Origin of the sequence: Saltatorellus ferox, assembly GCA_007751475.1 — a bacterium.
In the GTDB taxonomy this organism is placed as follows: domain Bacteria; phylum Planctomycetota; class UBA1135; order UBA1135.
In genome coordinates this window covers 7,230,295-7,253,592 of the sequence record CP036434.1, presented here as the reverse complement: position 1 = coordinate 7,253,592, position 23,298 = coordinate 7,230,295, and the positions used below count along the sequence as shown (strand labels likewise).

21 protein-coding genes are annotated in these 23,298 nt (G+C 66.8%); 9 read left to right on the top strand and 12 right to left on the bottom strand.

Translation table 11 applies throughout. The features are described from left to right. Positions 1-78 precede the first annotated feature (78 nt). Positions 79-2,229, top strand: a complete 2,151-nt coding sequence (locus Poly30_RS26305; RefSeq protein ID WP_145204889.1) for an NHL repeat-containing protein — start codon at positions 79-81, stop codon at positions 2,227-2,229. 16 nt (positions 2,230-2,245) lie between these two features. On the opposite strand, the gene Poly30_RS26300 is transcribed toward Poly30_RS26305, so the two are convergent. Further along, positions 2,246-2,866 carry a hypothetical protein gene (locus Poly30_RS26300; RefSeq protein WP_145204886.1) on the bottom strand — a complete coding sequence of 207 codons (621 nt, stop codon included), beginning with the start codon at positions 2,864-2,866 and terminating at the stop codon, positions 2,246-2,248. Positions 2,867-2,944: 78 nt separating this feature from the next. On the opposite strand from Poly30_RS26300, the gene Poly30_RS26295 reads away from it, so the two are divergent. Further along, positions 2,945-3,865 carry a tetratricopeptide repeat protein gene (locus tag Poly30_RS26295; protein WP_145204883.1) on the top strand — a complete coding sequence of 307 codons (921 nt, stop codon included), beginning with the start codon at positions 2,945-2,947 and terminating at the stop codon, positions 3,863-3,865. 52 nt (positions 3,866-3,917) lie between these two features. Here Poly30_RS26295 and Poly30_RS26290 read toward each other — a convergent pair whose 3' ends face one another. The 7 genes from Poly30_RS26290 to Poly30_RS26260 all read right to left on the bottom strand — a co-directional run bounded on the left by Poly30_RS26290 (position 3,918) and on the right by Poly30_RS26260 (position 9,849). Beyond that, complete coding sequence (locus tag Poly30_RS26290) at positions 3,918-4,160, bottom strand: hypothetical protein (protein ID WP_145204881.1); 243 nt, start codon at positions 4,158-4,160, stop codon at positions 3,918-3,920. Positions 4,161-4,255: 95 nt separating this feature from the next. Further along, positions 4,256-4,567: a hypothetical protein gene (locus Poly30_RS26285; protein WP_145204878.1), complete on the bottom strand. Its 312-nt coding sequence runs from the start codon at positions 4,565-4,567 to the stop codon at positions 4,256-4,258. Positions 4,568-4,680: 113 nt separating this feature from the next. Continuing rightward, positions 4,681-5,133, bottom strand: coding sequence for an MOSC domain-containing protein (locus Poly30_RS26280; RefSeq protein WP_145204875.1), 453 nt, complete (start codon positions 5,131-5,133; stop codon positions 4,681-4,683). Continuing rightward, positions 5,130-6,320, bottom strand: coding sequence for a murein transglycosylase A (gene mltA / locus Poly30_RS26275; RefSeq protein WP_145204872.1), 1,191 nt, complete (start codon positions 6,318-6,320; stop codon positions 5,130-5,132). Before mltA ends, Poly30_RS26280 begins: the two co-directional genes overlap by 4 nt. Positions 6,321-6,400: 80 nt before the next feature. Next, complete coding sequence (locus tag Poly30_RS26270; protein ID WP_145204869.1) at positions 6,401-7,186, bottom strand: SDR family NAD(P)-dependent oxidoreductase; 786 nt, start codon at positions 7,184-7,186, stop codon at positions 6,401-6,403. A gap of 124 nt (positions 7,187-7,310) precedes the next feature. Further along, a complete protein-coding gene (locus Poly30_RS26265; RefSeq protein WP_145204866.1) occupies positions 7,311-8,624 on the bottom strand; it encodes a hypothetical protein in 1,314 nt (437 codons plus the stop codon). Positions 8,625-8,697: 73 nt separating this feature from the next. Then, on the bottom strand, positions 8,698-9,849 hold the full coding sequence (locus tag Poly30_RS26260) for a hypothetical protein (RefSeq protein WP_419190697.1): 1,152 nt from the start codon (positions 9,847-9,849) through the stop codon (positions 8,698-8,700). A 67-nt stretch (positions 9,850-9,916) separates the two neighbouring features. On the opposite strand from Poly30_RS26260, the gene Poly30_RS26255 reads away from it, so the two are divergent. Beyond that, positions 9,917-10,552, top strand: a complete 636-nt coding sequence (locus Poly30_RS26255) for a Maf family protein (protein ID WP_145204862.1) — start codon at positions 9,917-9,919, stop codon at positions 10,550-10,552. Positions 10,553-10,556: 4 nt separating this feature from the next. On the opposite strand, the gene hemB is transcribed toward Poly30_RS26255, so the two are convergent. Together hemB and folE2 are read right to left on the bottom strand one after the other, a co-directional pair. Then, positions 10,557-11,525: a porphobilinogen synthase gene (gene hemB, locus Poly30_RS26250; protein ID WP_145204858.1), complete on the bottom strand. Its 969-nt coding sequence runs from the start codon at positions 11,523-11,525 to the stop codon at positions 10,557-10,559. Between the two features lie 75 nt (positions 11,526-11,600). Continuing rightward, entirely contained in the window at positions 11,601-12,557 is a 957-nt protein-coding gene (gene folE2 / locus Poly30_RS26245) for a GTP cyclohydrolase FolE2 (protein ID WP_145204855.1), read from the bottom strand. Between the two features lie 398 nt (positions 12,558-12,955). Between folE2 and topA the strand changes: the two genes are divergently transcribed. From topA to Poly30_RS26220, 5 genes are read left to right on the top strand one after another with little or no spacing between them, the layout of a single operon-like run. Next, positions 12,956-15,748, top strand: coding sequence for a type I DNA topoisomerase (gene topA, locus Poly30_RS26240; RefSeq protein ID WP_145204852.1), 2,793 nt, complete (start codon positions 12,956-12,958; stop codon positions 15,746-15,748). Next, complete coding sequence (locus Poly30_RS26235; protein WP_145204850.1) at positions 15,745-16,551, top strand: endonuclease/exonuclease/phosphatase family protein; 807 nt, start codon at positions 15,745-15,747, stop codon at positions 16,549-16,551. The genes topA and Poly30_RS26235 overlap by 4 nt, the downstream gene beginning before the upstream one ends. 4 nt (positions 16,552-16,555) lie before the next feature. After that, positions 16,556-17,761 (top strand): aminotransferase class V-fold PLP-dependent enzyme, encoded by a 1,206-nt coding sequence (locus Poly30_RS26230; protein WP_145204847.1) that lies wholly within the window; start codon positions 16,556-16,558, stop codon positions 17,759-17,761. After that, entirely contained in the window at positions 17,758-18,612 is an 855-nt protein-coding gene (locus Poly30_RS26225; protein ID WP_145204845.1) for a glycerophosphodiester phosphodiesterase family protein, read from the top strand. Before Poly30_RS26230 ends, Poly30_RS26225 begins: the two co-directional genes overlap by 4 nt. Continuing rightward, positions 18,563-19,900 (top strand): alpha/beta fold hydrolase, encoded by a 1,338-nt coding sequence (locus tag Poly30_RS26220; RefSeq protein WP_419190696.1) that lies wholly within the window; start codon positions 18,563-18,565, stop codon positions 19,898-19,900. The genes Poly30_RS26225 and Poly30_RS26220 overlap by 50 nt, the downstream gene beginning before the upstream one ends. A 131-nt stretch (positions 19,901-20,031) precedes the next feature. Here Poly30_RS26220 and Poly30_RS26215 read toward each other — a convergent pair whose 3' ends face one another. Continuing rightward, a complete protein-coding gene (locus Poly30_RS26215) occupies positions 20,032-21,750 on the bottom strand; it encodes a right-handed parallel beta-helix repeat-containing protein (RefSeq protein ID WP_419190695.1) in 1,719 nt (572 codons plus the stop codon). 193 nt (positions 21,751-21,943) lie between these two features. Here Poly30_RS26215 and Poly30_RS26210 point away from each other — a divergent pair, with 193 nt between their 5' ends. After that, a complete protein-coding gene (locus Poly30_RS26210; protein ID WP_419190694.1) occupies positions 21,944-22,708 on the top strand; it encodes a GNAT family N-acetyltransferase in 765 nt (254 codons plus the stop codon). Between the two features lie 102 nt (positions 22,709-22,810). On the opposite strand, the gene Poly30_RS26205 is transcribed toward Poly30_RS26210, so the two are convergent. Beyond that, positions 22,811-23,242 carry a response regulator gene (locus Poly30_RS26205; protein ID WP_419190693.1) on the bottom strand — a complete coding sequence of 144 codons (432 nt, stop codon included), beginning with the start codon at positions 23,240-23,242 and terminating at the stop codon, positions 22,811-22,813. Positions 23,243-23,298 lie beyond the last annotated feature (56 nt).

Here is a 23,298-nt window from a genome sequence, read left to right as displayed (position 1 = left end):
CGATCAGGCAGTCGGCGCCGAACTTCCGGGGGCCCCGGAGCTGATAGGGTTCCTCCCCGATTTTTCCTCCGAACCGCCATGCTTCATCCACGCTCACCGCGCTGCCAGTCCGCCGAGTTCCAGCGGCCTTCTTTGTCTCCCTTCGAGGTGCTGATGGCGTCGACGATGCTTCTCGTGGCGTCCTGTAGCAGCAGCGATGACGGCGGTGGAGGTTCAGGTGACGTGGGGGCGCCGGTCCGAACCTACGTGGCGGAAACGAACAGCCTGGAGGTCAGTTTTATCCTGAGGGGGAGCGCGGATCTCACGCCGAACCAGCAGCTCATCTCGGCCGCGAGCGGCGGCATGGCGTTCGACTACCTCGGCAACCTTTACCAGGCGAGTCCGCCAGGAGCGCTGAACGGTCCCTCGATCAAGGTTCTTCGTCAGGCGGCGCGGCGCAGCTTCGGGAACGAAGAGGGAGGTTTCAGCGGCGAGTTCGACCACAAGATCGAAGGCTTCGCGACGACGCTCGTCGAGCCGAGGTCCGTGGCGCTCGCCCATGGTTCCGGTCGCATCCTCGTCGCGGATTCCGGGGACAGCTCGGTGAAGGTGTTCGCCATGACCTCTGGCGGCGAAGCGCCGCCCATCTTCCAGTCGACGACGCCCGTGCCGCCTTGGGACCTCGCGTACGACGAGCCTTCGGATCGGCTCTACGTGACGCAGGCGGACGGCTCCGTGGCGTTCTTCGATCAGTTCCTCGAACTCCGCCCCGCCAGCCCGAGCGGCTCCATCCTCCCCAGCCTGGACGGAACCACGCCGCTCTCCACCGACCTCCGCGGGATCGCGCTCCTCGCTGGCCCAGGCGGCGAGGTGGGTCTCGTCGTCAGTGACTTCGGCGCGGAAGAGAACGGCACGGACGGTTCGATTCTGGTCTTCGACGACGTACGCACGGCGTCTGGCCCCGTGGCTCCGGACCAGGTGATGGGGGGCGCGACGGCGCAGCTCCGGGGGCCCGTGGACCTGGCTGTTTCCGCGGATGGCTACCTCCGCGTGGTCGATGGCGAGGCTCGACGTGTGCTCATCTACCCGAGCAGCGGTGCCGGACGATTCCAGGCTGCGCCGAGTTCGACGCGCTCCTATTTCGCGCCGTCGGCGATCGCCCTGGAACCGATCGATCCCGTTCGGAATTACCTCACCGCCAGCGATCTCGACTCTCCGGCGGCTCCGATCGTCGAACTCGTGCTCGGCACGTCGCCGAGTGGAGTCAACGGCGAAGTCCTGCGGGCTCCGGCCGATCTGTCGGGGCCGCCGACGGCGGCGTTCGATCCCGGTAAGCCGCTCCGCGGCCTCGGGATCGACATGCTGGGAACGGTGTACACCAGCAGCATCGAGGATAGCTTCATCGGTCCGGTCGGGGCGACCCGCGCGATGAACCGACTTGCCCTCGAGCGCGGCACCGGCATGGACGTGACCTACGATCCCGCTTTCGATCGACTGATCTGGATCGAGCTGCTCTTCAGCCCGGCCCCGACGCCCGTCGCGCCGACCGCCCTCGAGATCGACGACGAGCGGGGCCTTCTGATCGTGTCCGACCCGGGCAAGCCCGGGATCTGGACGTTCGGCAGCAACGGAGGCATCTGGAGGGCACAGGATTTCCCCCCGAATTCCGACCCACTCGATCTCGTGGAAGGAGGCTTCGCGATCGGTCTCGCCGAGCCAGCCATGACCGACTACGACGCCGGCGCCGATTCGCTCTATGTCGCAGTCTCCAACGGCACGATCTACTGCTTCGAGGGGTTCACCGGTTCCACGGGGACCCTACCCGATCGCGTGATCAATCCCGCCGATGCCCAGGGGCTCAGCCAGGTCTCCAGGAATCTCTCCGGACTCGTTCACGACGTGGAGCGTGACCTTCTGATCGTCTCCGATCTCGGCGATGACGCGGGTTTGGGCAACGACGGCGCGATCTTCGTGATCGAGGGAGCCAGCCAGGCCTCCGGGCTCACGGCGACCGTGTCGAGGATCGCGGGCGCCAGCACGGGGCTCGATGAGCCCACGGGGCTCGCCTGGGACGGATCGAGCCTCTGGGTCGCGGACCGGGCGAACGGGATGGTCTCCCGCTTCGACGACCTGCTTTCGCTCGACGGCGACGTGGCCCCGACGGCCACGCTGGCGGTGCCGGACGTGTCGTTCGTCGTGCTGCGCGCCGAGGGCCTGGCGCCGACCTCCGGAGGGTCGATCGGTCAGTAGGGCCCGCGACGGCGGATCAGGTCCGTCGCCCGGCCGATCGCCACGTGGTGAAGGCCGCCATCACGGTGTCGAACGTCGCCAGGAGCGCGAGCCCCATCGCGACGTAGCCGATCGCGGTCTTCCACCAGGAGCCATCCAGCTTCCCGACGTGGTGGCGGAACGGCAGGTTCTGGGCGGGCGCCATCAGGAACAGGGCGATCAGGAGGCCCGGGATCAGGACCATCAGGCTGAACTGGAGCCCGGCGCGCCGCCACTTCACGCTGCTGGAGAGGCCCACGCCCGCGGTCAGCTTCGCCATGCCGAACGCGGCGGCGGCGAGGCCGCCGACGTAGAGCGCGAAGCGGCCCATCTGGAAGCCCCGGTGGGCAGACCAGCCCGGGCCCAAGGCGTCCACGATCAGCCCGCCGGCCAGGGCGACCGCCGGGATCCAGAACAGGGCGACCGGAGCGGTCTTCGAAGCGGCCGCCGCCTGTCCGAGGCCCCAGCCCGCCACCGCGAGGAGCAGGGCAGCCACGGCGTCGTGAAGGACGTCGATGTCGCCATACTGGAGGTCGACGGCGTCGACCACGAGGCCGGCGATCAGCGCCACGAGGGCGATCCGGAGGCGCGTCAGGTGATGGGGCTGAAGTTCTTCCATGGCAGGGGAGAAGGGTAGCGGCTCGGAAGTTCGCCGCGCGGGGAATTCACGCGGGCCGAGCGCGTAGGCTGGGACTCCATGTCGATTCTTCGTACCCCTCGGAGGCCCGTGCTCCTGGCGTGGGCGCTCCTGCCGCTCGCCGTGGGCTGCCGGTCGGCCCCGCGGGCCGACCCCCGACTGCTGCGCGCCGAGGCGTCCACCCGGGCCGAAGCCTGGAACGATGCCGTCTCCCTCTGGAGCGACATCTACCGCGACTCGCGCGGAACCGATCGTCGCGCGGGCATCGAATCCGTCCGGGCGCTCAGCGCCGCAGGTCGACCGGGGGTGGCGCGCTCGCGTCTCTTGCAGATGGAGTCGCGGTGGCCGGAGGACGCGGAGATCCTGGAGCTTCTGGGAAGGGCCCACGAACAGATCGGGGACGAGGCCGCCGCCCTCGACGCGTACTCGCGGGCTCTTCGGATCGAGCCCGATCGGCCCAGTTCGCTGGCGCGCCACGGGCTCTTGGCGGCGGAGCTGGTGGGAGCGGATCCGATGTCCGAATCCGGCACGAACTCTTTCGGCCCGGAGGGTTCCCTGGCGAGGCTGCGCGCTGCGGGAACCCTGCGCGACGTCGACGCCCGCTCGCTCTTCGAACTCGGGCTGCACGGCGCGGCGGCGGCGCGCTTCGACGAGGCCTTCGAAGCGCTCGCCATCGCGATCGGCACCGGTGAACTCTCCGCCGCCGAGCGTCTGGAGGCAGCGGCGGCGCTCGCTCCCGATCCGAGGACCATTCCGTGGCTGACGGCGGTCGTGCGCGAGGATCCGCTGCACACGCGCGCCCTGACGCTGCTCGGGAAGGCCCAGCTCAGCGCCGGCTTTCAGGCGCGTGCGGTCGACACCTTGGAGCAGGCCGCGCAGAGCGATCCAGGGGACGAGGCCGCGCTTCGTGCGTTCGCGGAGGCGCTGACGGCGACCGGGCAAGCGGGCCGGGCCCGCGAGATCCTCGACCTGCTGGACTGAATCCTCGACCCGCTGCACTCAATCCTCGACCTGCGGGACTGGGCGGCGCCCCTCAGGCGTCCTTCATGACCTCTGCCATCACCGCATCGAGCTTGTCGGAGAGTTCCTCGGCGAACTCCTCGCCGAAGTCGACCTCGAGCACGTCCAGTTCCTCGAAGGTGTAGCGCCCGGTCGAGCGGCTGAACGGTACCCCGTACTCCCACTTGTTGCCGTCGGAGGCGTGGATGGTGATGGCAATCTGGTCGTCGCCCTCGACGGGCTCGACGGTGTAGGAAACGACTTCGAACTCGGACATGGTGCAGCCCCGTATCGGGGAGTGGAGAAGGCCTTCGGGTGAGCCCAGGAAGATAGTGCAGCGCGGTGCCCGGTGCTCGCTTCGAATCGCAATCGTCAGTCGCGGCCGATTCGTCCATCGACCAGCCGGGCGTCCCGGGGCTCGTGCGCCGAGTGCGCCACGGTGGCGGCTGGGCGCTCGGCGGCCCCCTGCGGCGAAAACTGCGAGAAGTCCGCGCGTGAGATCAGCCAGAGACCCAGCATCAGATTGACGGACATGACCGCGGCGATCAGGAGGCGCGTTCGTCCCGAGATCGCTTCGACGACGATGTCACCATGCGCTTTTTCCCCTGGAGGCAGTGCGACCGCGACGCTGCTGCCAGCGGAATCGGTCGAGCCGATCGGCGTGATGTGTGGTTGTTTCCCCATGCTCGGGTCCTCCGTAAAAGGCCTCTTCGGGGAGGTAAGGGAGGACGCACGAGCCAGCGCACGGGATCTTCGCGAATTCGGCGGCTCGCTCCCACTACGAGCCACTCCGGGGTTCAGACCGTGTCCACTCGTACGATGGGCATGCCCGGCTCGAGGACTCCCGTTTCGATCACCCGGGCCATCCAGCCGCTGCGCCCCAGCATCAGGTCCGGAAACCGCCGGTCGACGCTCTTCAGCGTCGTGCAGGGGGCCCGGATGTCGTAGATCTCGATGACCACCTCGGGGCCTAGGCGCAGTCGATCGCCGGGTCGCAGGCGAGCGTCATCGAGTCCGCGCGCGAGCACGTTCTCGCCGAAAGTCCCCGGCGTCTCGCAGCGAACGTCGTCCTCGCGTAGGCTCGCGTAGACCTCTTCCGAGAGCAAGCAGATCGCCCTGTCGAACCCGCCGTGGAGTTCGTAGCGATGGCGGTCGCCCACGAGGCCCGACTGCACGACCTGGGCGCTCGGGACGCTGTGCTTGGGGATGCCGCCCTTGCCCAGGCAGACGGCGACGATCTCGGCGCTCACTTGAGGAACAGGTAGTACATCTGGCCCGGGGACTGGATGGCGCCCGACAGCTGCTCGGCGCGGTGACCGACGCCCATGTAGATGTCGGCGCGGCCCGCGGTGCGGATCGCACCGCCGGTGTCCTGGTCGAACATCATCTGCTGGAACGGGACGAGCCCGCCCTGGGGCGTCGGGAGCTCCGTGTCGACGAACACGATGGCGCCGCGGGGGAAGAGAGTCTTGTCCGTGGCGAGCGACCGTTCGGCGGTGACGGGCAGGTTGAGGCTGCCGTGCGGGTTGCCCTTGATCGGAGTGAAGAAGACGTAGCTCTCGTTGCGGTCGAGGAAGCCCTGGATCCGGGCGGGGTCGGTGCGGTCGGCCCAGCGGCGAATGGCCGCGAGGCTCATCTCGTCTGCGGGGACCTCGCCTGCTTCGATGAGGGCCTTGCCGAGGGAGGTGTAGGGCTGACCGTTCTTGCCCGCGTAGCCGAAGCGCGCGATGTCGCCGTTCTCGAGTTCGACGAACGCCGAGCCGTTGACGTGGGCGATGTACGCGTCGACCGGGTCCTCCAGCCAGACGATCTCGAGGTTGCGGTAGGCGGGATCGCTCAGGATCTCGCGCCGTTTCGGGTAGGGGCGCAGGCCCGCGCGGGTCTCCTGGCCGAGGGTCGTGCCGTCCTTGGCCTTGATGAGGTCGGGCGGCAGGGCGTGCAGCGGGTACTGGAAGCGCGCCGTTCGCTGGAGGCTTCCGGGAAGGAGGGGCGTGCAGTAGCCGGTGAAGAGAACGCCACCGCCGCGGCCGTCCCAACCCGCGCTCATGTAGACATCGAACTCCTCCTCGAAGGCGCGCTGGAAGTCCGCGGCGCTGGCGGTGGTTTCCAGCAGGTCCGCCATGCGCTCCAGGCTCAGGATCGCCCGTTCTTGGCTGATCCCTTCGATGGGAAAGAACTGCGCCGCGTGCTTGCTGCGCGTGAACGCGAGCGAGAGATCCAGCACCGGGAGGATCTCCTCGCGTCGGACCCAGCAACCGGTGAGGTCAGGCACGGGATCCCCCGGGCCCAGGCGGATCAGCGCGTCGGCGCCGACGGGAAGCGCGCGCCCGTAGTCGACCTCGACGGTGGTTCGGACGGGCCGGTAGGTCTGGCAAGCGGAGAGGCAGACCACGCAGGACGCGGTGAGGGTCAGGAGGCGATCGAAGAGTCGGTTCATGGTTGTCCGCAGGATAGACGACGGGACACCACTCGCGGATTCGTCAGTGAAGAGTTTCGCGGACCTTCGGAAGGGATCGCTCAGGAAAGAACGCGGCGAGTGAGGGAGGCCTGCCAGCGTCGCGGCAGGAAGCGTACGCCGAAGGCGCTGAGTGCATTGACGGCACCGGTGACTTTCACACGGCGCCCCTTGAGCATCGCGTCGATGGCCAGGCGCGCGACCTCCGCAGGCTCCAGGCTCGTCGCTTCCTGCAGCTGATTCCGCTCGTGCCCTGAGATCTCGAAGAACTCCGTGTTCGTGCTGCCCGGGCACACGGCTGTGATCGTGACTCCGGAGTCGCGCAGTTCCTCGGCGAGTGCCTCGGCGTGCAGCAGGACGAACGCCTTGGTGGCTGCATAGGCCGCGTAGCCTGGGCACGGCTGGAACGCCGCCGTCGACGAGATCTGGAGGATGCGGCCGGCACCGCGGAGTCGCATCGACCGGCCGTAGTGCTTCGTCAGGTGAGCGACGGCGAGGACGTTCAGCCTCAGCATGGCCTCTTCCCTTTGCCAGTCGGCGTCGAGGCCATCGCCGAAGAGTCCGACGCCTGCGTTGTTCACGAGAATGTCGATCGGGGACTCCTCCTCGTCGATCATCTCGATCAGCGTCCTCGGTCCCTCGGGATGGGCGAGGTCGACGTCCACCACCTGGATGTTGATGCTGTTCGACCGGCCAATGGAGGCGGCGATCTCGTCCAGCTGGTCCCGACGTCGCGCAGCCAGGATCAGATGCGCTCCGCGCGCTCCCAGGCCACGCGCGATCTCCAATCCGATGCCGGAGGAAGCACCAGTGACGAGGGCGTATCTGCCGCGGAGATCGAAGGCCATGGCGTCATGATGCGGTACGAACGATCGGATTCCAGTGTGAGGGGCGGAGGATTCATCTGGAAACGCAAAAGCGGAGCCTGGGCCGTCGCCCAAGCTCCGCTACTGGACCCAATGGGAACCTCGACTACAGGGTGATGGTCATGTCCGTGAACATCACCTGGGTGATCGCGCGGAGCTGATCCGTGCCATCACGGCCGCCGACCGAATCCGCGACTTCGAAGACGTTGTTGCCGAGGTTGGTGATCGTGTACTCGGCACGGGGACCGCTCATGATCGCGATATCCGTTCCCGCCTGGGCGTCGATCACATCGTCGCCGCCCTTGCCCTCGAACGTGCTTCCGAGCGTGTTGCCGAGGAAGATGTTGTTGAGGTCGTTGCCGTTGATCCGGGTGGTGGCCGGGTTGCGGATGCCGACGCGCTCCAGGTACTGCGAGCGATACGTGTAGGGGATGGCGATATCGAAGGCCATCTCGAACTCACCGGCGAAGGTGGTGTCCAGGAAGGCCGAGTAGCGATGGTTCGGTCGGAAGAAGTCCTCGATCAGCGCGAACATCATCGGATCCGCGGTTTGCATATCGGCGCGGTCGAGGACGGCGTATTCCTGGCTCAGACCCGAGGTGCCGTTGCCGTTCGGGTCGTGCCCGAAGAGGCCGTAGTAGGTGGCGAGGGCGAGCGCGAGATATTCGTCGTCGATCTCGGCCGCGGGGGTCGAGCCGTTCGGGGTGTAGATCGACATCGTCACCGCGTTGGTCGTGGCGGCGTCGAGCGCCGTCTGGAAGGCCGGGATGCCGCCGGAGATGCCCTGCTCCAGGGCGAATCGAGCCGTGGCGCCGATGGACGGATCGAAGGCGGGCGACGGCTGAGCGTAGGAGGAAGAGCCTTCTTGCACGATCGTCGACGCGTCCAGGTCGCCGAGGCGATCGCCGAACATGGCCTTGAAGGCGATGACGTCGGCGTCGAGGTCATCGTAGGAAGCGGCGTTCTCGTACAGGACGAACGTGGCGCTGCGGGCGCTGGCGCGGTTCACGGCGGCGGACTTGTCGGCGCCAAGCGTCGTGCCGGGCACGTCGAAGAGGTGCTGACGGACGAGCCCGCGTGTTCGAATCAGCAGGTCGTCGGAGACGCCCGCTTGGCTCAAGAAGTGGATCCGGGATCCGTTCGGCGCGGTGAACTGCGTGTAGCGCGCGAAGACCGCTTCGATGCGATCGTCCACGGAAGCGGGGAGCGCGACGATGCTGTCGGCTGCGCCATCGGTCACGATTCCGTTCAGCGTCGAGCCGGGGCCGGTGTCCATCGGAGGATCTTCGTTGTTGTTATCGTCGTTGCTGTTGCACCCGACGAGTCCACCGAGGAGGACCAGGCTCCCCATGAGGGCAGGAACCAGATTCGCGAGTCGTGAGGAGGTGGCGCGTGCGGGTGCCGTTCTGTTGGTCAGCATGGGAGTCCAGGAGAGAGAAAAAGAGGGAGCTGCTCCACCCTTCGGTCGACGCAGCATCGGCGGTCGCGGATCATCAGCGGCCCGCGTCGGATTCGGTGAGGCGAAACTCTAGATCGACGATCGAGCGGCCAGAATCGTCGACCTGAAGGGGCTGCGCCGTTGCCTGACCATCGTCGCTTTGGATGAAGACCAGGTAGCGGCCGGCCCCGATAGGGCCCAGTGTGGCGCGCCCTTCCTCGTCCGTGTAGCGCGTCGCGAGTCTTTCACCGGATTCGTCTGACGGCTTCGTCAGGGGCGGCCCCTCGCTCACGCTCGATTCCGCGGGCTGAAGAAGGACGCGTGAGCCCTCGGCGGGATGCCCGTCCGGCGCCAGGACGTGGACGGTGACGCGCACGTGCTCGTCGAGCCAGTGGTCGCAGAAGGTCCAGCGACCCGGATGGACCGCAACAGGATCGGAGACGTGCAAGGTGCCGTCCCTTTCCACGCGCGTCCGGTAGGACCCCGGTGGCAGCTGATCGAAGGAGTATCGACCGGCGTCATCCGAGCGCCGGAGGGTCGGGCCCTGGTAGGCGTCGGGGAGCGGCACCGGCTCGCTGGTCTCCGCCCTGAGCCCCGGGACAGATCCCAGGAACTCGAGCGTGACGCGGGCGGCCGGGAGCGGCGCGCTGGCACCGTCGCGAACGACGCCGACGATGGACGACGAGCGGGCCAGCTTCAGAGTCCGGGAGGCAGCCCGGGCGCCGGGGCCTTCCAGGGTCACCAGCGTCGCTTCGTAGAGCGGCGCGCTCACCAGGAAGTCCGCAGAGTCGAGGGCGGCGTCCTCGTCCCACGACGCTGCGGGCAGCACGGCCTCGCCGCTTGCGGGATCGGAGAGCACCGGTGCGGCCGGGGACGCCATGTCTTCCGTGCCGGATCGCTTCACCCAGAACTTCAGGATCGCTGCCCCTGTGACGGAGTCCACCGCCGTGAGCGTGAGGCTTCCGCTGCGCGCGATGCTCTCCTCGGTGGCGTCGGTCCGAGTCGTCTGCGCGCCCGGACTCGCGGCCTCCAGGTCCGGTACTTCCAGCGCATCGAGCGCTGCCGGGCGATCTGTTTCCGTGGAAGAGCCTCCGCTTCTCCCGATCGCCATGGGCGCGTTCTCCTCCCCGCGGCTGCCGAGGAAGTAAGCGCCCGTGAGGAGGAGCGCCACCAGAACGGCGATGGCAGCGATGGCGGCGGACTTCATGGGGCGCATTCTATGGGCCGGTGGTTCGTGCGCCCGCCGGGGCGATCGTCAATAATCGAGTCGAACCATGGAAACCTCTTCACCTGCCGATTTCCCTTCGCCCGTCCGATCGGCTCTCGTGCTGGGATCCTCCTCGCGCTATCGGGCTGAACTGCTCGCGCGCCTCGGCGTTCCCTTCACCCAGGAATCCCCGGACGTCGACGAGGAGTCCTACGACGTCCACTTCCCCTCGATGTCGGCCGAGGACTTCGCGCTGACCCTGGCGCGGGCCAAAGTCGCCGCGCTTCGTCGGCAGGGCGGGGATCGCTGGCTCCTCTGCGCGGACCAGGTCGGCGTGCTGGAAACGGGCGGCGAACGGATCCTTCTCAGGAAGCCGGGCACGCCCGAGCGCTGCGTCGAGCAGCTACTGCGACTCGCGGGCCGGACACATCGCCTGGTGAACGGCGTCGTGCTCCTGTCCGAGCGAGACGGCACCGAATACACGGCGATCGACGTTCAGCAGCTGGAGATGCGCCCCTTCGAGCGGACGGAAGCGGAGGCCTACGTCGAGCTCCGTGCACCGCTCGACTCCGCCGGCGGGTATCGCATCGAGGATGAGGGGATTCGGCTGTTCGAGCGGATCGTGAGCAGCGACTACACGGGCATCATCGGGCTGCCGCTGATCGCAACCGCTCGGCTGTTCCGCCAGGCCGGGCAACTCTGATCCGTCACGCGAGCCAGGCGGCTGCTTCCATCGCGTAGTAGGTCAGGATCATGTCAGCGCCCGCGCGCTTGATGCCCACGAGGCTCTCGAGCGCGACCGCTCGCCGATCGAGCCAGCCCGACTGCGCGGCGGCCTCGATCATCAGGTACTCGCCCGAGACCTGGTACGCGGCGACCGGGAGCGTCGTCGCATCCCGCACCTCACGGATGATGTCGAGGTAGGGGCCCGCGGGCTTGACCATCACCATGTCGGCGCCCTCGGCCTCGTCGAGGGCGAGTTCGCGCAGCGCCTCACGACGGTTGCGTGGATCCATCTGGTAGGTCTTCTTGTCGCCCGCCTTCGGGGCGGAGTCGAGTGCGCCGCGGAAGGGGCCGTAGAACGACGACGCATACTTGGCGGTGTAGGAGAGCAGACCCACATCGTGGAAGCCCTCGCTATCGAGCGCGCGGCGGAGCCTTCCGATGCGTCCGTCCATCATGTCGCTCGGCGCGACGATGTCGGCGCCGGCGCGCGCCTGGGCGAGTGCCTGGCGCTCCAGGACCTCGATCGTCTCATCGTTCAGGATCCGGCCGTCGTCCGCGACGATGCCATCATGCCCGTCGCTGCTGTAGGGGTCGAGGGCGACGTCGGTGATCAGCGTCAGCTCCGGAAACTGCTTCTTCAACGAGCGCAGCGTGGCGGGGATGAGCCCCTCGTCGTTCCCCGCTTCGGTTCCGACGCGATCCTTCTTGGCGTCTTCGATCTTCGGAAAGAGCACGACGCTTCGGATGCCGGCCTCCAGCGCGCGCTCGGCGAGACCCAGCAGGCCGTCCGGGGACCAGCGCGTCTGGCCCGGCATGGCGCCGATGGGGGTGTCGACCCTGTCCGCATGGAGGAAGACGGGATAGATCAGGTCCGCAGGCTGAAGCGCGGTCTCGTGGACGAGATCGCGGATCGCCTGCGTTCTGCGGTTGCGCCGGGGTCGTTGAAGCATGGCGCCATTATCGACGATGGCGCCATCCGTTTCATCCTGACCCGATCGAACCCGCGGCGGATTTTTCGAGAGACGTCAGCGTGACCAGGAGGTCTCCGCGAACGCGTCGTGCCCGTGGATGCTCTCGAAGTTGCGGGCGTGAACGCGGAATGACTGCACTCGCTCGTCGGCCTGGAGGCGCTTGGCGACCCCTCGGACCATGTCCTCGACGAAGACCGGGTTCTCGTAGGCCTCCATCGTGATCCAGCGTTCGTCCGGGCGCTTCAGCACGGGATAGATCCGGCACGAGGCGCTCTCCTCGGCGGCGTAGATCAGGTCACCCATGGGCAGGGTCACCGGAAGCCCGTTCTCGTCGGTCCGCGTGCGGAGTTCGATCGTGAGGGCGCCCCGCTGGTTGTGGGCGCCGTACTCGCTGATCTCCTTGCTGCACGGGCAGAGGCTCGTGACCGTGACGACGACCTTCTGGACGAGATCGATCACGTCGCCGTCGATCGTGCCCACGAAGCCGCAGCCCACGTCGATCATGCCCTTGGACTTCGTGACGGGGGCCTCGCGCTCCATGAAGAGGGGGAACTCCAGGGCCAGGCGGGCCTCCTGGGCCTCCAGGCGCTCCTGCATCGTCCGGAGCATCGATACCACGGACTCGGGCGACAGCGCGCGTTCGTCGGCCTGGACGATCTCGATGAAGCGGCTCATGTGAGTGCCCTTCGATTCGGCCGGCACCGCGACGCTCATCTCCAGGTTCACGATGGTCGAGCGCACGATTCCGTCGGGATCCAGCGCCGTCGCCGGATACCGAACGTCCGTCACGCCAGCGCGCTCCAGGGCGATTCCACGGGTGTCGCCGCGGCCCTGGACGTCCTCCAGGGGCTTGGAGGTGGCTTTTTGGGGCTTCTGCGAGCCCTCGGAGAGGCGTCGAGGATCATCCTGGCCGTTGCCTCGGGTTGGATAACCCGAGGTGTTGGAGGACGAAAGAGTCGCCTGGGCGTCGGCGCCTACGGGCACGTCGGCAAGGTCGGATTCTTTGAACATGGTGCTGGATTCGCCGGAGGGCGGGGGGGAGACGCGCGATCCCGGGCGATCCAGTGAAGAAGACCGCGCCGGTGCCCCTGCGAATTCCTCTGAAGCCGAGGAATCCAGGGGAGCCAGGCCCCTGACGCTCTGAAGACGGCTACATCGGGGCCCCGCAGGGGTCTTAACCGGGCCCCCTGCGACATGGTCGCGGGGGCTAACCGCATTATGAGGGTACCCCAAGAGAATTCCACCCGGTTTCCATCCTGGCCACCTGGAGAGCGGCCGATGCCACCGGAAATCACGTAAGGAAGCACCTGGCGGTAGACTTCCGCCCCTCCGTCGACCAGAACTACTCCCCGTACAGATATAGAGTCTCTCGTCGAATCCTCCGCCGCCGCGCCTCCCCACCCAATTTCATGTCCAAGACGCTCGTCATCGTCGAGTCGCCGACCAAAGCGAAGACCCTCAAGAAGTTCCTGGGGAAGGACTATATCGTCGAGTCGAGCGTCGGCCACATCCGGGACCTCCCGGCCAACGCCGCCGAGATCCCGGCCGCCTACAAGAAGGAGGCCTGGTCCCGCCTTGGAGTGAACGTCGAGGACGAGTTCAAGCCGCTCTACATCGTCCAGCCGGCGAAGAAGAAGAAGATCGCGGAGCTGAAGGCCCTCCTGAAGCAGGTGGATCGAGTCCTGCTGGCGACCGATGAAGACCGCGAGGGGGAGGCGATCAGCTGGCACCTCGTGGAGGTCCTGCAGCCCAAGGTCCCGTACCAGCGGATGGTGTTCCACGAGATCACCAAGAAGGCGATCCTCGAGGCCATCGACGACGTACGGGAGATCGACCAGCCGATGGTCGAGGCCCAGGAGAGCCGGCGGATCCTGGACCGGCTCTACGGCTACGAGGTGTCGCCGATCCTCTGGCGGAAGATCAAGCCGCGGCTCTCGGCGGGCCGCGTGCAAAGCGTGGCCACGAAAATTCTCGTGGATCGGGAACGTGCCCGGATGCGTTTCCGCGAGGCCGAGTACTGGGACCTCGTGGCCCAGTTCACGCCGACCACCGGTGAGGGCAAGGGGAAGGAGTTCGAGGCGCGCCTCGTCACGCTCGGCGGCAAGCGAATCGCGAGCGGCAAGGACTTCGATCCTGACACGGGTCAGCTCAAGCGCGACGACGTCGAGCTGCTGACCTCCGAGGCGGCCAAGGCGCTGCGCGCGCGGCTGGAGGACGGGACCTTCAACGTGATCTCGGCCGAGGAGCGCCCGTTCACGCGCTCGCCCGCGCCGCCGTTCACGACCTCGACGCTCCAGCAGGAGGGCAACCGCAAGCTGCGCTTCGATGCGAAGCGAACGATGCGGGCGGCGCAGCGCCTCTACGAGAACGGTTACATCACCTACATGCGAACCGACTCGGTGACGCTTTCGACCCAGGCGATCGACCTGGCGCGGGCGGCCGTCGAGGACATGTACGGCAGCGACTTCCTCCCGGACCAACCGCGTCAGTACAAGGGCAAGACGCAGAACGCCCAGGAAGCGCACGAGGCCATCCGTCCGGCCGGTGAAACCATTGCGCCGGTCGAGGATATCCAGCGTTTGCTGGGTGCCGACGAGGGCAAGGTCTACGAGCTGATCTGGAAGCGAACGATCGCGTGCCAGATGAAGGACGCCAAGGGGCGCCGCATGGCGCTGAAGGTCGGCGATCAAGAGGGCAGCGTGCAGGCCGTCTTCCAGGCGAACGGCAGCGTGATCGACTTTCCGGGCTTCCTTCGAGCGTACGTCGAGGGCTCGGACGATCCGGAGGCCGCGCTCAGCGACAAGGAAACGATCCTGCCGCCGGTGGCCCAGGGCGACGACGTGGCCGCGAAGGGCATCGAGGCCGAGGAACACCACACCTCGCCGCCCGCTCGCCTCACGGAGGCGACGCTCGTGAAGACGCTGGAGGAGGAGGGCATCGGTCGACCGAGTACCTACGCTTCCATCATCGACACGATCCTCCGCCGCGACTACACGTTCAAGAAGGGCTCGGCCCTCGTGCCGACGTTCACCGCGTTTGCCGTGGTGTCGCTCATGGAGCAACACATGTCGCACCTCATCGACCCGGGTTTCACGGCGTCGATGGAGCAGAGCCTCGACGCGATCTCCCGCGGCGACGACGAGATGCTCCCGTACCTTCGGAAGTTCTACACCGAAGGGCTGGGCATCCACCCCGGGCTCAAGCCGATGCTCGACAAGAACGTCGAGGACATCGATCCGCGCACGGTTTGCTCGATCCCGATCGGGAAGAACGAGAGCGGTGAGGAGGTGATCGTTCGAGTGGGCCGCTACGGGCCATTCCTTCAGCGCGGCGAGACGACTGCGCCCATCCCGGACGAGACGGCGCCGGACGAGGTCACGATCAGCTTCGCGGAGGAGCTGCTCGCAGCCAAGGCCAAGGGCGACGAGCCGCTCGGGCACCATCCGGACAACCAGCTGCCGATCTACGTGAAGACGGGGCGCTATGGGCCGTACGTGCAGCTCGGGGAGCAGACGGACGACAAGAAAGAGAAGCCGAAGATGGTCTCGCTCCTCAAGGGCATGACCGTGGATGACGTCGATCTCGAGACGGCGATCGCGCTGGCTTCGCTTCCGCGGAACCTCGGCGACGACGGCGACGGCAACGAGATCCTCGCGTACAACGGCCGCTATGGCCCCTACATCAAGCGCGGTGCGGACACGCGCAGCCTGGCGGCCGAGGACAATCTTCTGACGGTGACGAAGGAGAGGGCGCTCGAGCTCCTCGCCGAGGAGAAGAAGGGCGGCCGTCGCACGTCCGCGCCCGAGCCGATGAAGGTGTTCGAGAACGTCGAAGGTCACGAAGGCGTGGTGGTGAAGCTCTTCAAGGGCCGCTACGGACCCTACGTGAGCGATGGAGACGTGAACGCTTCGCTGCCGCGCGATATGGAGGACCCGCTGTCCCTCACGATCGCGCATGCGCTCGAGCTGCTGGACGTGCAGCGCGAGAAGAAGGGCAAGAAGAAGAAAGTGAGCAAGAAGGCCGCCAAGAAGCCAGCGGCCAAGAAGGCCGCCAAGAAGGCCGCCAAGAAGGCGGCTGCGAAGACGACGGCTGCGAAGAAGGCGACCTCGAAGAAAGCGGCGAGCAAGAAGGCCGCCACTTCCAAGAAGAAAGCCTCCAAGAAGGCAACCTCCAAGAAGGCGGCGGGCACGGACGACGCGTGAGATCCAGGCGGTCGGAAACCGCGACCCCCGTTGGGCAGCCCGCGCCGTCCAGCGGCCAGGGACCTGCACAGGAGTTCGACCCGGCGTCCGAACTCTGCATCGTCTCGTGGAACGTCCACAAGCTCCTGCATGACGGGGTGCACGACGAACTCCAGGATCTGGTCGACATCCGGTGTCCTCACCTGCTGGCGCTCCAGGAGGCGCGGCTCGGGATGCACCTGCCGACCGGGATGGTCGGGCACCATGCGCGAAGCTTCCGGTCCGGTCTCCTGGGGCGAAGCGAGGAGGGCGTCATGACGCTCAGCTCCGTGGCGGCGTCGAACGCCTACCGGGTTCGTTCGGCCGAGCGCGAGCTCCGTGTGCTGACGCCCAAGGCCGCTCTCGTGTCGCTCTTCCGCGTCGCGGGCGGCGGCGAACTTTGCCTCGTCAATCTTCACGGACTGAACTTCGATCCGTCGGGTGCCCAGCTCGCGCGCCAGCTGGAGGCCCTCCGCGTGCGGGTCGAGGCGTTCCGCGGCCCGATGATCGTGGCGGGGGACTTCAACACCTGGAACAAGGCCAGGATGGACGCCGTCGAGGCCCTGAGCCATGCGCTCGATCTGGAGGAGGTCAGGCCGGACTATCCAGGCGGCAAGACCGGCGACGTCCCGGCGGGCGTGGTGAGCCGGGCCATCGGCTTCAGCCCGGACTTGCACCTCGATCGCATCTTCGTCCGGGGTTTTCGCCCCATCCAGGTTTCCTGGATGTTGGAGTACGAGGCCTCCGATCACGTTCCCATCCTTGCACGTCTCGAATGGACGTGACGCCATGACTTCGACCCGCAGCGCGTATCGGTCCCATTGGGGCCTGAACCCCGACGTGACGTTCCTGAACCACGGCTCGTTCGGAGCGTCGCCGCGCGTGGTGCTCGAGGCCCAGCGTCGGCTCCAGGACGAGCTGGAGAGCGACCCGATCCGGTGGCTCGCGCCCGAGCGTGACCTCGAGAAGAAGCTCGATCCGGTGCGGGAGAGGCTGAGCGACTTCCTCGGCTGCCGCTTCGAGGATCTCGCGTTCGTGCGCAACGCGACCGACGGCGTCAACGCGGTGCTCCGATCATTCCCGTTCGAGGCGGACGACGAGATCCTCGTCACGAGCCACGGCTACAACGCCTGCACGAACGCAGCCAGGTTCGTGGCCGGGCGCGCCGGAGCGAGGGTGACGGTCGCGGACATTCCGTTTCCCTGCTCGGGCCCGGACGCCGCGGTGGAAGCGATCGAGGCCGCCTTCACATCGAAGACGCGCCTCTTGCTCGTCGACTACGTCACGAGTCCCACGGCGCTGATCCTGCCGCTGGCGCGCATCATCGAAGCGGCGCACGCGAGAGGTATTCGGGTGCTGGTCGATGCCGCGCATGCTGCGGGCATGGTGAAGGTCGAACTCGACGCGCTGGGCGCTGACTACACGACGGGCAACCTGCACAAGTGGCTCTGTGGACCGAAGGTGGCGGGCTACCTGCACGTCCGGCCCGAGCACCAGGCCGAGGTTCGGCCGACGGTGATCAGCCACGCCGCGAACACGCCGCGGCCGGCACGCTCGCGCTTCCTCGCGGAGTTCGACTGGACCGGCACGTTCGATCCGACCCCGCTTCTCGCGGTCCCGGTGGCCCTGGACTTCCTGGAGAACGTGATACACGGCGGCGGGATCGAGGCGGTCTACGCGGCCAACCGCGCGCTGGCGCTGGAGGGGCGTCGGATCCTGACATCGCGGCTCGGCCTCGTGGCGCCCGCGCCGGAGGAGATGCTCGGATCGATCGTCACGCTCCCCTTGCCGGACGGTCCGCCGCCGGAGATAGGGCGCACCGATACCCTCGGCCAGAGGCTCTTCGAGACGCATCGCATCGAAGTGCCGATCGTTCACTGGCCGGCGCCGGGTAAGCGCTGGTTCCGGATCTCGGCGATGCTCTACAACGACGCGACCGAGTACGAGCGCCTCGGCGACGCACTGGAAAGCGAACTCACGCTGGCTACGCGATGAACATTCGAAGTGGAGAACTGGGCGAGTGGCCGTGGAGCCGTCCGGGGCTCGTGGTCGCGCATCGCGGTGCGAGCGGATACCTACCCGAGCACACGCTGGAGGCCTACTCGATGGCTTACGGGCTCGGCGCGGACATGCTGGAGCCGGACCTCGTGCTGACCGCTGACGACGTGGCAATCTGCATGCACGACGTGCACCTGGAGCGCGTCACGGACGTCGCGCAGCGGTTTCCGGGTCGCGCGCGCACCGATGGTCGTTTCTATGCCGCAGACTTCACGCTTGACGAGATCCGGGAGCTCTCCGCGACCGGCGGCGATCGCCATCGATTCCGCGGATGCAGCGTGCCGACGTTCCAGGAGTTCCTGGCCCTCGTCGCGCACCTCAACGAACGCACGGGGCGGGAGGTCGGCATCGTTCCCGAGCTCAAGGCGCCCGACTTTCATCGCCGGGAGAAGCGTCCGCTAGAGGAAGTGTACGTGCAGGCCCTGCGCGAAGCGGGCTACGACGAGCCGGGCGCCCTTTGTATCACCCAGTCGTTCGAGCCTGATGCGCTGGTGCGCGTGCGGGACGCTGGCATTCGATCCACGATGCTGGAGCTCCTTGGCGGAGAAGCTCCGGATCGAAGCCAGCTCGCCGAGATCGCGAAGAGGGCCGAGGCGATCGGCCCTTCAAAGACGATGATCGAGGCGACGAAGGGGCAGCTCGTTCGCGAGGCCCACGAGCTTCGGCTCGCCGTGATCCCGTACACGTTCAAGGAAGATGAGGACGAGACTCGCCGGTTCTTCCAGGACCATGACGTAGATGCTCTCTTCAGCGACTTCCCTGACGTCGCTCTCCGTGCGCGCTCCTGACCCATTGCAGATGTTCAAGCTCTCCGGCCTCCGGGCAACCGATCACCGCTTCCGGCTACCACTCGATCATGCGGTGCCGGAGGGGCCGACGATCGAGGTCTGCGCGCGCGAGTTCGTGGCTCCCGGACCAGGTGCGGAGACGCGCCCCTGGCTCGTCTTCCTCCAGGGGGGGCCCGGCTTCGAAAGTCCGCGTCCGACGGCGAAGGAGGGCTGGATCGGGTACGCGGCCGAGCGCTATCGCGTGCTCGCGCTGGATCAGCGCGGAACGGGATTGAGCACGCCGCACACGACGAGGAGCCTCTTGGAGCTCGGGAGCACGGCCGCACAGGTCGAGCATCTGCGTCACTTTCGAGCGGACTCGATCGTGAAGGACTGCGAGGCCATCCGCTGTCAGCTGCTAGGCGAGCAAGAGCGCTGGACGGTACTCGGCCAGAGCTTCGGAGGATTCTGCGTGACGACGTACCTTTCGATCGCACCGGAGGGGCTGGCCGGCGCGATGATCACGGGGGGCCTTCCCGGCCTCGGGAACCACGCGGACGAGGTCTACCGAAGGACGTTCCCGCGAACAGCCTCGAAGAACGCCAAGATGCATCGCCAGTTCCCCGAACTCTCCGATCTCATGGTCCGGGTGTTCCGTCGCGCCGCGGAGGGCGACGTGAAGCTCCCGTGCGGCGATCCTCTGTCCCAGCGCAGGATCCAGACGATCGGCGCGCAGCTCGGCTTTTCCTACGGCGCACCTCAGATCTTCTATCTGTTCGAGCGTGCCTTCGTGCCTGGCACCGACGAGCTCTCGATCACCTTCCTGCGCGGCATCGAGAACCTGCAGTCGTTCGATACGAATCCTTTCTACGCCCTCTTGCACGAGGCGTGCTACGCGCAGGGCCGATCGACGGACTGGTCGGCGGAGCGCGTTCGAGCCGACCACGCGGAGTTCGACGCACGGGCTTCCCTCGACCGTTCCGAGGCGCCGCTCCTGACGGGAGAGATGATCTTCCCGTGGATGTTCGATGAGTGGACCGAACTGCGCCCTCTGAAGCCAGCGGCCGAGGCCCTGGCCAAGGCGTCGAACTGGCCGCTCCTCTACGACGAAGCCCAGCTGGCGAACAACGAGGTCCCGGTCTCCGCCGTCGTCTACCACGACGACATGTTCGTACCCGCAGACCTCTCTTTGGAAACCGCCAAGAAGATCCGGGGCCTCCACCCCTGGGTCACGAACGAGTACGAGCACGACGGCCTCCGAGCGGACGGCCCCCGCATCCTGTCCAAACTCCTGGAATCCCTGACCTGACCCGGAACAAACGGACCAGGTGCATCCATTCCGGAACAAACGGACCTGGTCCGTTTGTTCCGGAATGGATGCACCTGGTCCGTTTGTTCCGGAATGGATGCACCTGGTCCGTTTGTTCCGGATGGGAGGGGTTACTTGGCGGTGGCGATCATTCGGCGGGTGAAGAGGGGGCCGGATGGGGTGCGCGTCATGGCTCGGATTTGCAGGCTGTCGCCGGGGTTGGTGGGGAGTAGGGCGGGGTCCAGGGTGATGACGGCTCGGCCGGTAGCATCCGTGGTGGCGGCGCGGAACACGATCGGGGAACCTTGCTGGGTTCCGCCTACGGCGGACTGTTCGAGGATCTCCGATCCCAGCCAGACGCTGGAGAAGGGGGGAGCTCCCTCGACCGTCACCGAGTAGGACGGCATGCCTGCGACCAATGGGAAGCGCGTGCGCAGGCGGGGGGATGTGGGCGTCCAGAAGCCCAGGTAGCGGCCGTAGGTCCCCGGCTCGAGCGCACCGATTCGTGGGTTGAGCGGGCGGATGGCGCCCGTCAGGTCGCGGGTCCAGTCAGGATGGCTGAGGGTTGGGCGGTTGAGTGCGCTCTGCCCCGTTGGACGCGCATCCCGATGGGTTCCGTCCCACGTCACATCGATGAAGTCGCTGAGGCCGGCGCCCTGGCTGAATCCCGTCATCGGGATGCCCCAGACCGGACCGAGCGCGACGTTGCTGGCCACCACGACTCCGGCCAGGCCACCATTCACGTGGACCGCCTCTCCCGCCTCGCAGTAGAACACGTTGTTCGCGAGCACCATCCCTGGCTTGCCTCCCCATGAGCGTAAGAAGGCTGCCTCCGAGCCGCGTGCGATGAACGTGTTGCCGATGATCTTCAGGTTCGTCGTGGCGTCCTGGTGCGGTCCACTCTGCAGCGCAGCGCTGTTCGCCGCGAAGATCAGGTTGTTGCGGACGATCGCCTCACCCTGGACCTGGAACGGGTTGCTGACCGTATCCCAGATCACGTTGCTCTCGATGATGTTGACGGGGTTCCCGTCCGTGCCGTAGACGAGCAATCCCGGATAGTTCGTGCCATGGATGAGATTCTCGGCGATCAGACAGCCGTGGCTGCCTTGCTTGAGCTCGATCCCGTCGCCCTGGCTTCCACCGGTATCGTGGACGTGGTTCAGCGCGATGACCGCGTTGGAGCAGATGGCGGATGCGTTGTTGCCCCCCAGGTACATCCCCTCGCCGGTCGACGCCGTGTCGTGGACCTCGCACCGCGTCACGTAGAGCGCGTTCGTGTGGTGCGAGTTGGCTCCGATGCCCACCGCCCTCACCCCGTGCACGTGGCACTGATCGATCCAGAGGTTGTCGACGTTCTGCAGCCGGATGCCGTAGGAACCGTTCGTGACCTCAAACCCTCGGAAGAGCAGATAGCTCGTGGCCGCCGCGGTCGTGGAGCCGAAATTGATCGCGTTCTGCCACTCATTGGGCCGCGTCAGAATGGCCCCGGGCTCACCGATGATGCGGATCGGGGCGGCTGCGGTGCCCTGGAGATCGACCTGGAAGAACGAGTTGACCGACCAGCGTCCGGGTCCGACGCGCAAGAGGTCGCCGGGGAGGAGTGCTTCGAACTGATCCTTGAGTCGGTCGCCGTTGTCCGTCTCGGACATGGCGGGGTCGTACAGGAGGTTCAGCTCGCGCTGGACCGGAGCTCGGTTCCAGCCCGGAACGTACTCGGGTCGTAGGGTGCCCGGTGCTTCGGAGGCCGAGTCGAGTTGAAGAGCCAGAGCCTTGGACGAACCGCAAACCGCCAGAAGCGGAAGGACCGCGAGCCAGGCCAGGCGGTGACTGTGAACGGAGTTCTGAATCATGGGCGAGACGCTACGCCCCTGGGGTGAACGCAACGTCAGACGGCGACCTCTCCGGGTGAAGCCTCCTTCAAGCGTGGCTCCATTCTCGCTGACGTTCTCTATCCGGGACTGGTGCTCGTCCGCGCCGCGTTCGATGATGGGCGCGATGTCGCCTACTGCGAGTGATTCAGGGGCTGGCTCCCCGAAAGCCATCGTGCTTCAAGCGCTTTCCGATGCGCCGCTCCACGTCGAAGCACGGGGACTGCTCCTCTGCCGCCCGGAATCTCGCGTCTTGCTGGACCCCGACGGATCCCATGGCGAGCCCGGTGTCCACGGGTTCGTCTTCGCCTCCGAGCACGGCATGGCGATGGGCTTCGGCGCACCTTCCGTCCGTCTCGCCGACGAACTCCGTGACCTCGCGGATCGTCATGGCATGGTGCAGGAGCCCCTGGAACTCCATCTTCCCATCTCGTGTGCGAACGAGTGGCTCGCGCTGGATGGTGTCACTTCCCTGGGGCTCCACCGGGTTCAGGTGCTCGACGAGAACGCCGTCGACGGAAAGACCATCGAGGGGGGGCTCGTCGGACAAGGGGTACGCCACTCCGTGGCCCACGAGACGGTCGTCCTGGAGTCGAAATCGGACCCGCTCCTGGAGACCCTACCGCGCGCGCTCCGCGCGGAGTTCGCCGCCATGCGGCCCTGGCCCATGGTGGTGGCGAGCCTGGCGGGAGAGTGCATCGCCTCGATCGCCTCCGCCTTCGTGGAGACCGAGAACTACTTCGACGTATCGATCGATACGGTCCCGGACTTTCGGCGCGCGGGCTTCGGCTTCGCGTGCGCCCGTGCCCTCATCGAGCAGCAGCGGCTGCGCGGCAAAGAGCCGGTCTGGATGGTCCGTGAGAAGAATCGCGCCTCGCTCGCGCTCTCGGAGCAGCTGGGCTTCCGAGACATCGGTCGCGTGCAGAGCCTGCTGTTTTGAGCTTTCCTGGGAGACCAAGGGGCCCCGGCGCAGGAGAGGCCGGGGTGAGGGTCGGGAATTTTCCCACCGTCCAGTTTTGAGGCAATCTGATCCGTCCCCGGCTCAAACCCCGTCGCTTTTGTTCGGCAAGATCACGACGCTCCAGTAGGCCTGGAGCATGGCGAGCAAGCCCTCGAAGTTGCGCCCTGCTTTGCTCTTCAGAACGTACCCGGCAACCAGATGCTCGTACGCGGCGAGTCGATCCTCGTCGCTATCCGAGGTGGTCAGCACGAAGATGATCGTCCGACGCAGGGTCGGATCCTTGCGCACTTCCTCCAGGAAGGCGAGACCCCCCATCCCGGGCATGTTCAGATCCAGCAGGACCAGAAACGGATGCTCCATCCGCAGCGAGGCATCGTCGCTCCGCAGGATCTCCAGCGCCGCTGCACCGTCCGACGCCACCTGGATCTCAGCATCCAGACCCGCGCGCGAGAATCCGCGCAGGACCGCCATGCGATCTACCAGATCGTCATCAACCAGAAGTACTTTGATCATTCCCATGGCAAGCGGGCACTGAAGCCCCTGGATGGGGCTATCGGTTGGCCCCGGGG

Coding starts and splice junctions, on each gene's coding strand:
- Poly30_RS26255 (WP_145204862.1), top strand. CDS start 9,917: ATGGAAACCTCTTCACCTGCCGATTTCCCTTCGCCCGTCCGATCGGCT.
- Poly30_RS26260 (WP_419190697.1), bottom strand. CDS start 9,849: ATGAAGTCCGCCGCCATCGCTGCCATCGCCGTTCTGGTGGCGCTCCTC.
- Poly30_RS26265 (WP_145204866.1), bottom strand. CDS start 8,624: ATGCTGACCAACAGAACGGCACCCGCACGCGCCACCTCCTCACGACTC.
- Poly30_RS26300 (WP_145204886.1), bottom strand. CDS start 2,866: ATGGAAGAACTTCAGCCCCATCACCTGACGCGCCTCCGGATCGCCCTC.
- Poly30_RS26215 (WP_419190695.1), bottom strand. CDS start 21,750: ATGATTCAGAACTCCGTTCACAGTCACCGCCTGGCCTGGCTCGCGGTC.
- topA (WP_145204852.1), top strand. CDS start 12,956: ATGTCCAAGACGCTCGTCATCGTCGAGTCGCCGACCAAAGCGAAGACC.
- Poly30_RS26220 (WP_419190696.1), top strand. CDS start 18,563: ATGCTCTCTTCAGCGACTTCCCTGACGTCGCTCTCCGTGCGCGCTCCT.
- Poly30_RS26225 (WP_145204845.1), top strand. CDS start 17,758: ATGAACATTCGAAGTGGAGAACTGGGCGAGTGGCCGTGGAGCCGTCCG.
- Poly30_RS26270 (WP_145204869.1), bottom strand. CDS start 7,186: ATGGCCTTCGATCTCCGCGGCAGATACGCCCTCGTCACTGGTGCTTCC.
- Poly30_RS26290 (WP_145204881.1), bottom strand. CDS start 4,160: ATGTCCGAGTTCGAAGTCGTTTCCTACACCGTCGAGCCCGTCGAGGGC.
- mltA (WP_145204872.1), bottom strand. CDS start 6,320: ATGAACCGACTCTTCGATCGCCTCCTGACCCTCACCGCGTCCTGCGTG.
- Poly30_RS26230 (WP_145204847.1), top strand. CDS start 16,556: ATGACTTCGACCCGCAGCGCGTATCGGTCCCATTGGGGCCTGAACCCC.
- Poly30_RS26285 (WP_145204878.1), bottom strand. CDS start 4,567: ATGGGGAAACAACCACACATCACGCCGATCGGCTCGACCGATTCCGCT.
- folE2 (WP_145204855.1), bottom strand. CDS start 12,557: ATGTTCAAAGAATCCGACCTTGCCGACGTGCCCGTAGGCGCCGACGCC.
- Poly30_RS26305 (WP_145204889.1), top strand. CDS start 79: ATGCTTCATCCACGCTCACCGCGCTGCCAGTCCGCCGAGTTCCAGCGG.
- Poly30_RS26205 (WP_419190693.1), bottom strand. CDS start 23,242: ATGATCAAAGTACTTCTGGTTGATGACGATCTGGTAGATCGCATGGCG.
- Poly30_RS26295 (WP_145204883.1), top strand. CDS start 2,945: ATGTCGATTCTTCGTACCCCTCGGAGGCCCGTGCTCCTGGCGTGGGCG.
- hemB (WP_145204858.1), bottom strand. CDS start 11,525: ATGCTTCAACGACCCCGGCGCAACCGCAGAACGCAGGCGATCCGCGAT.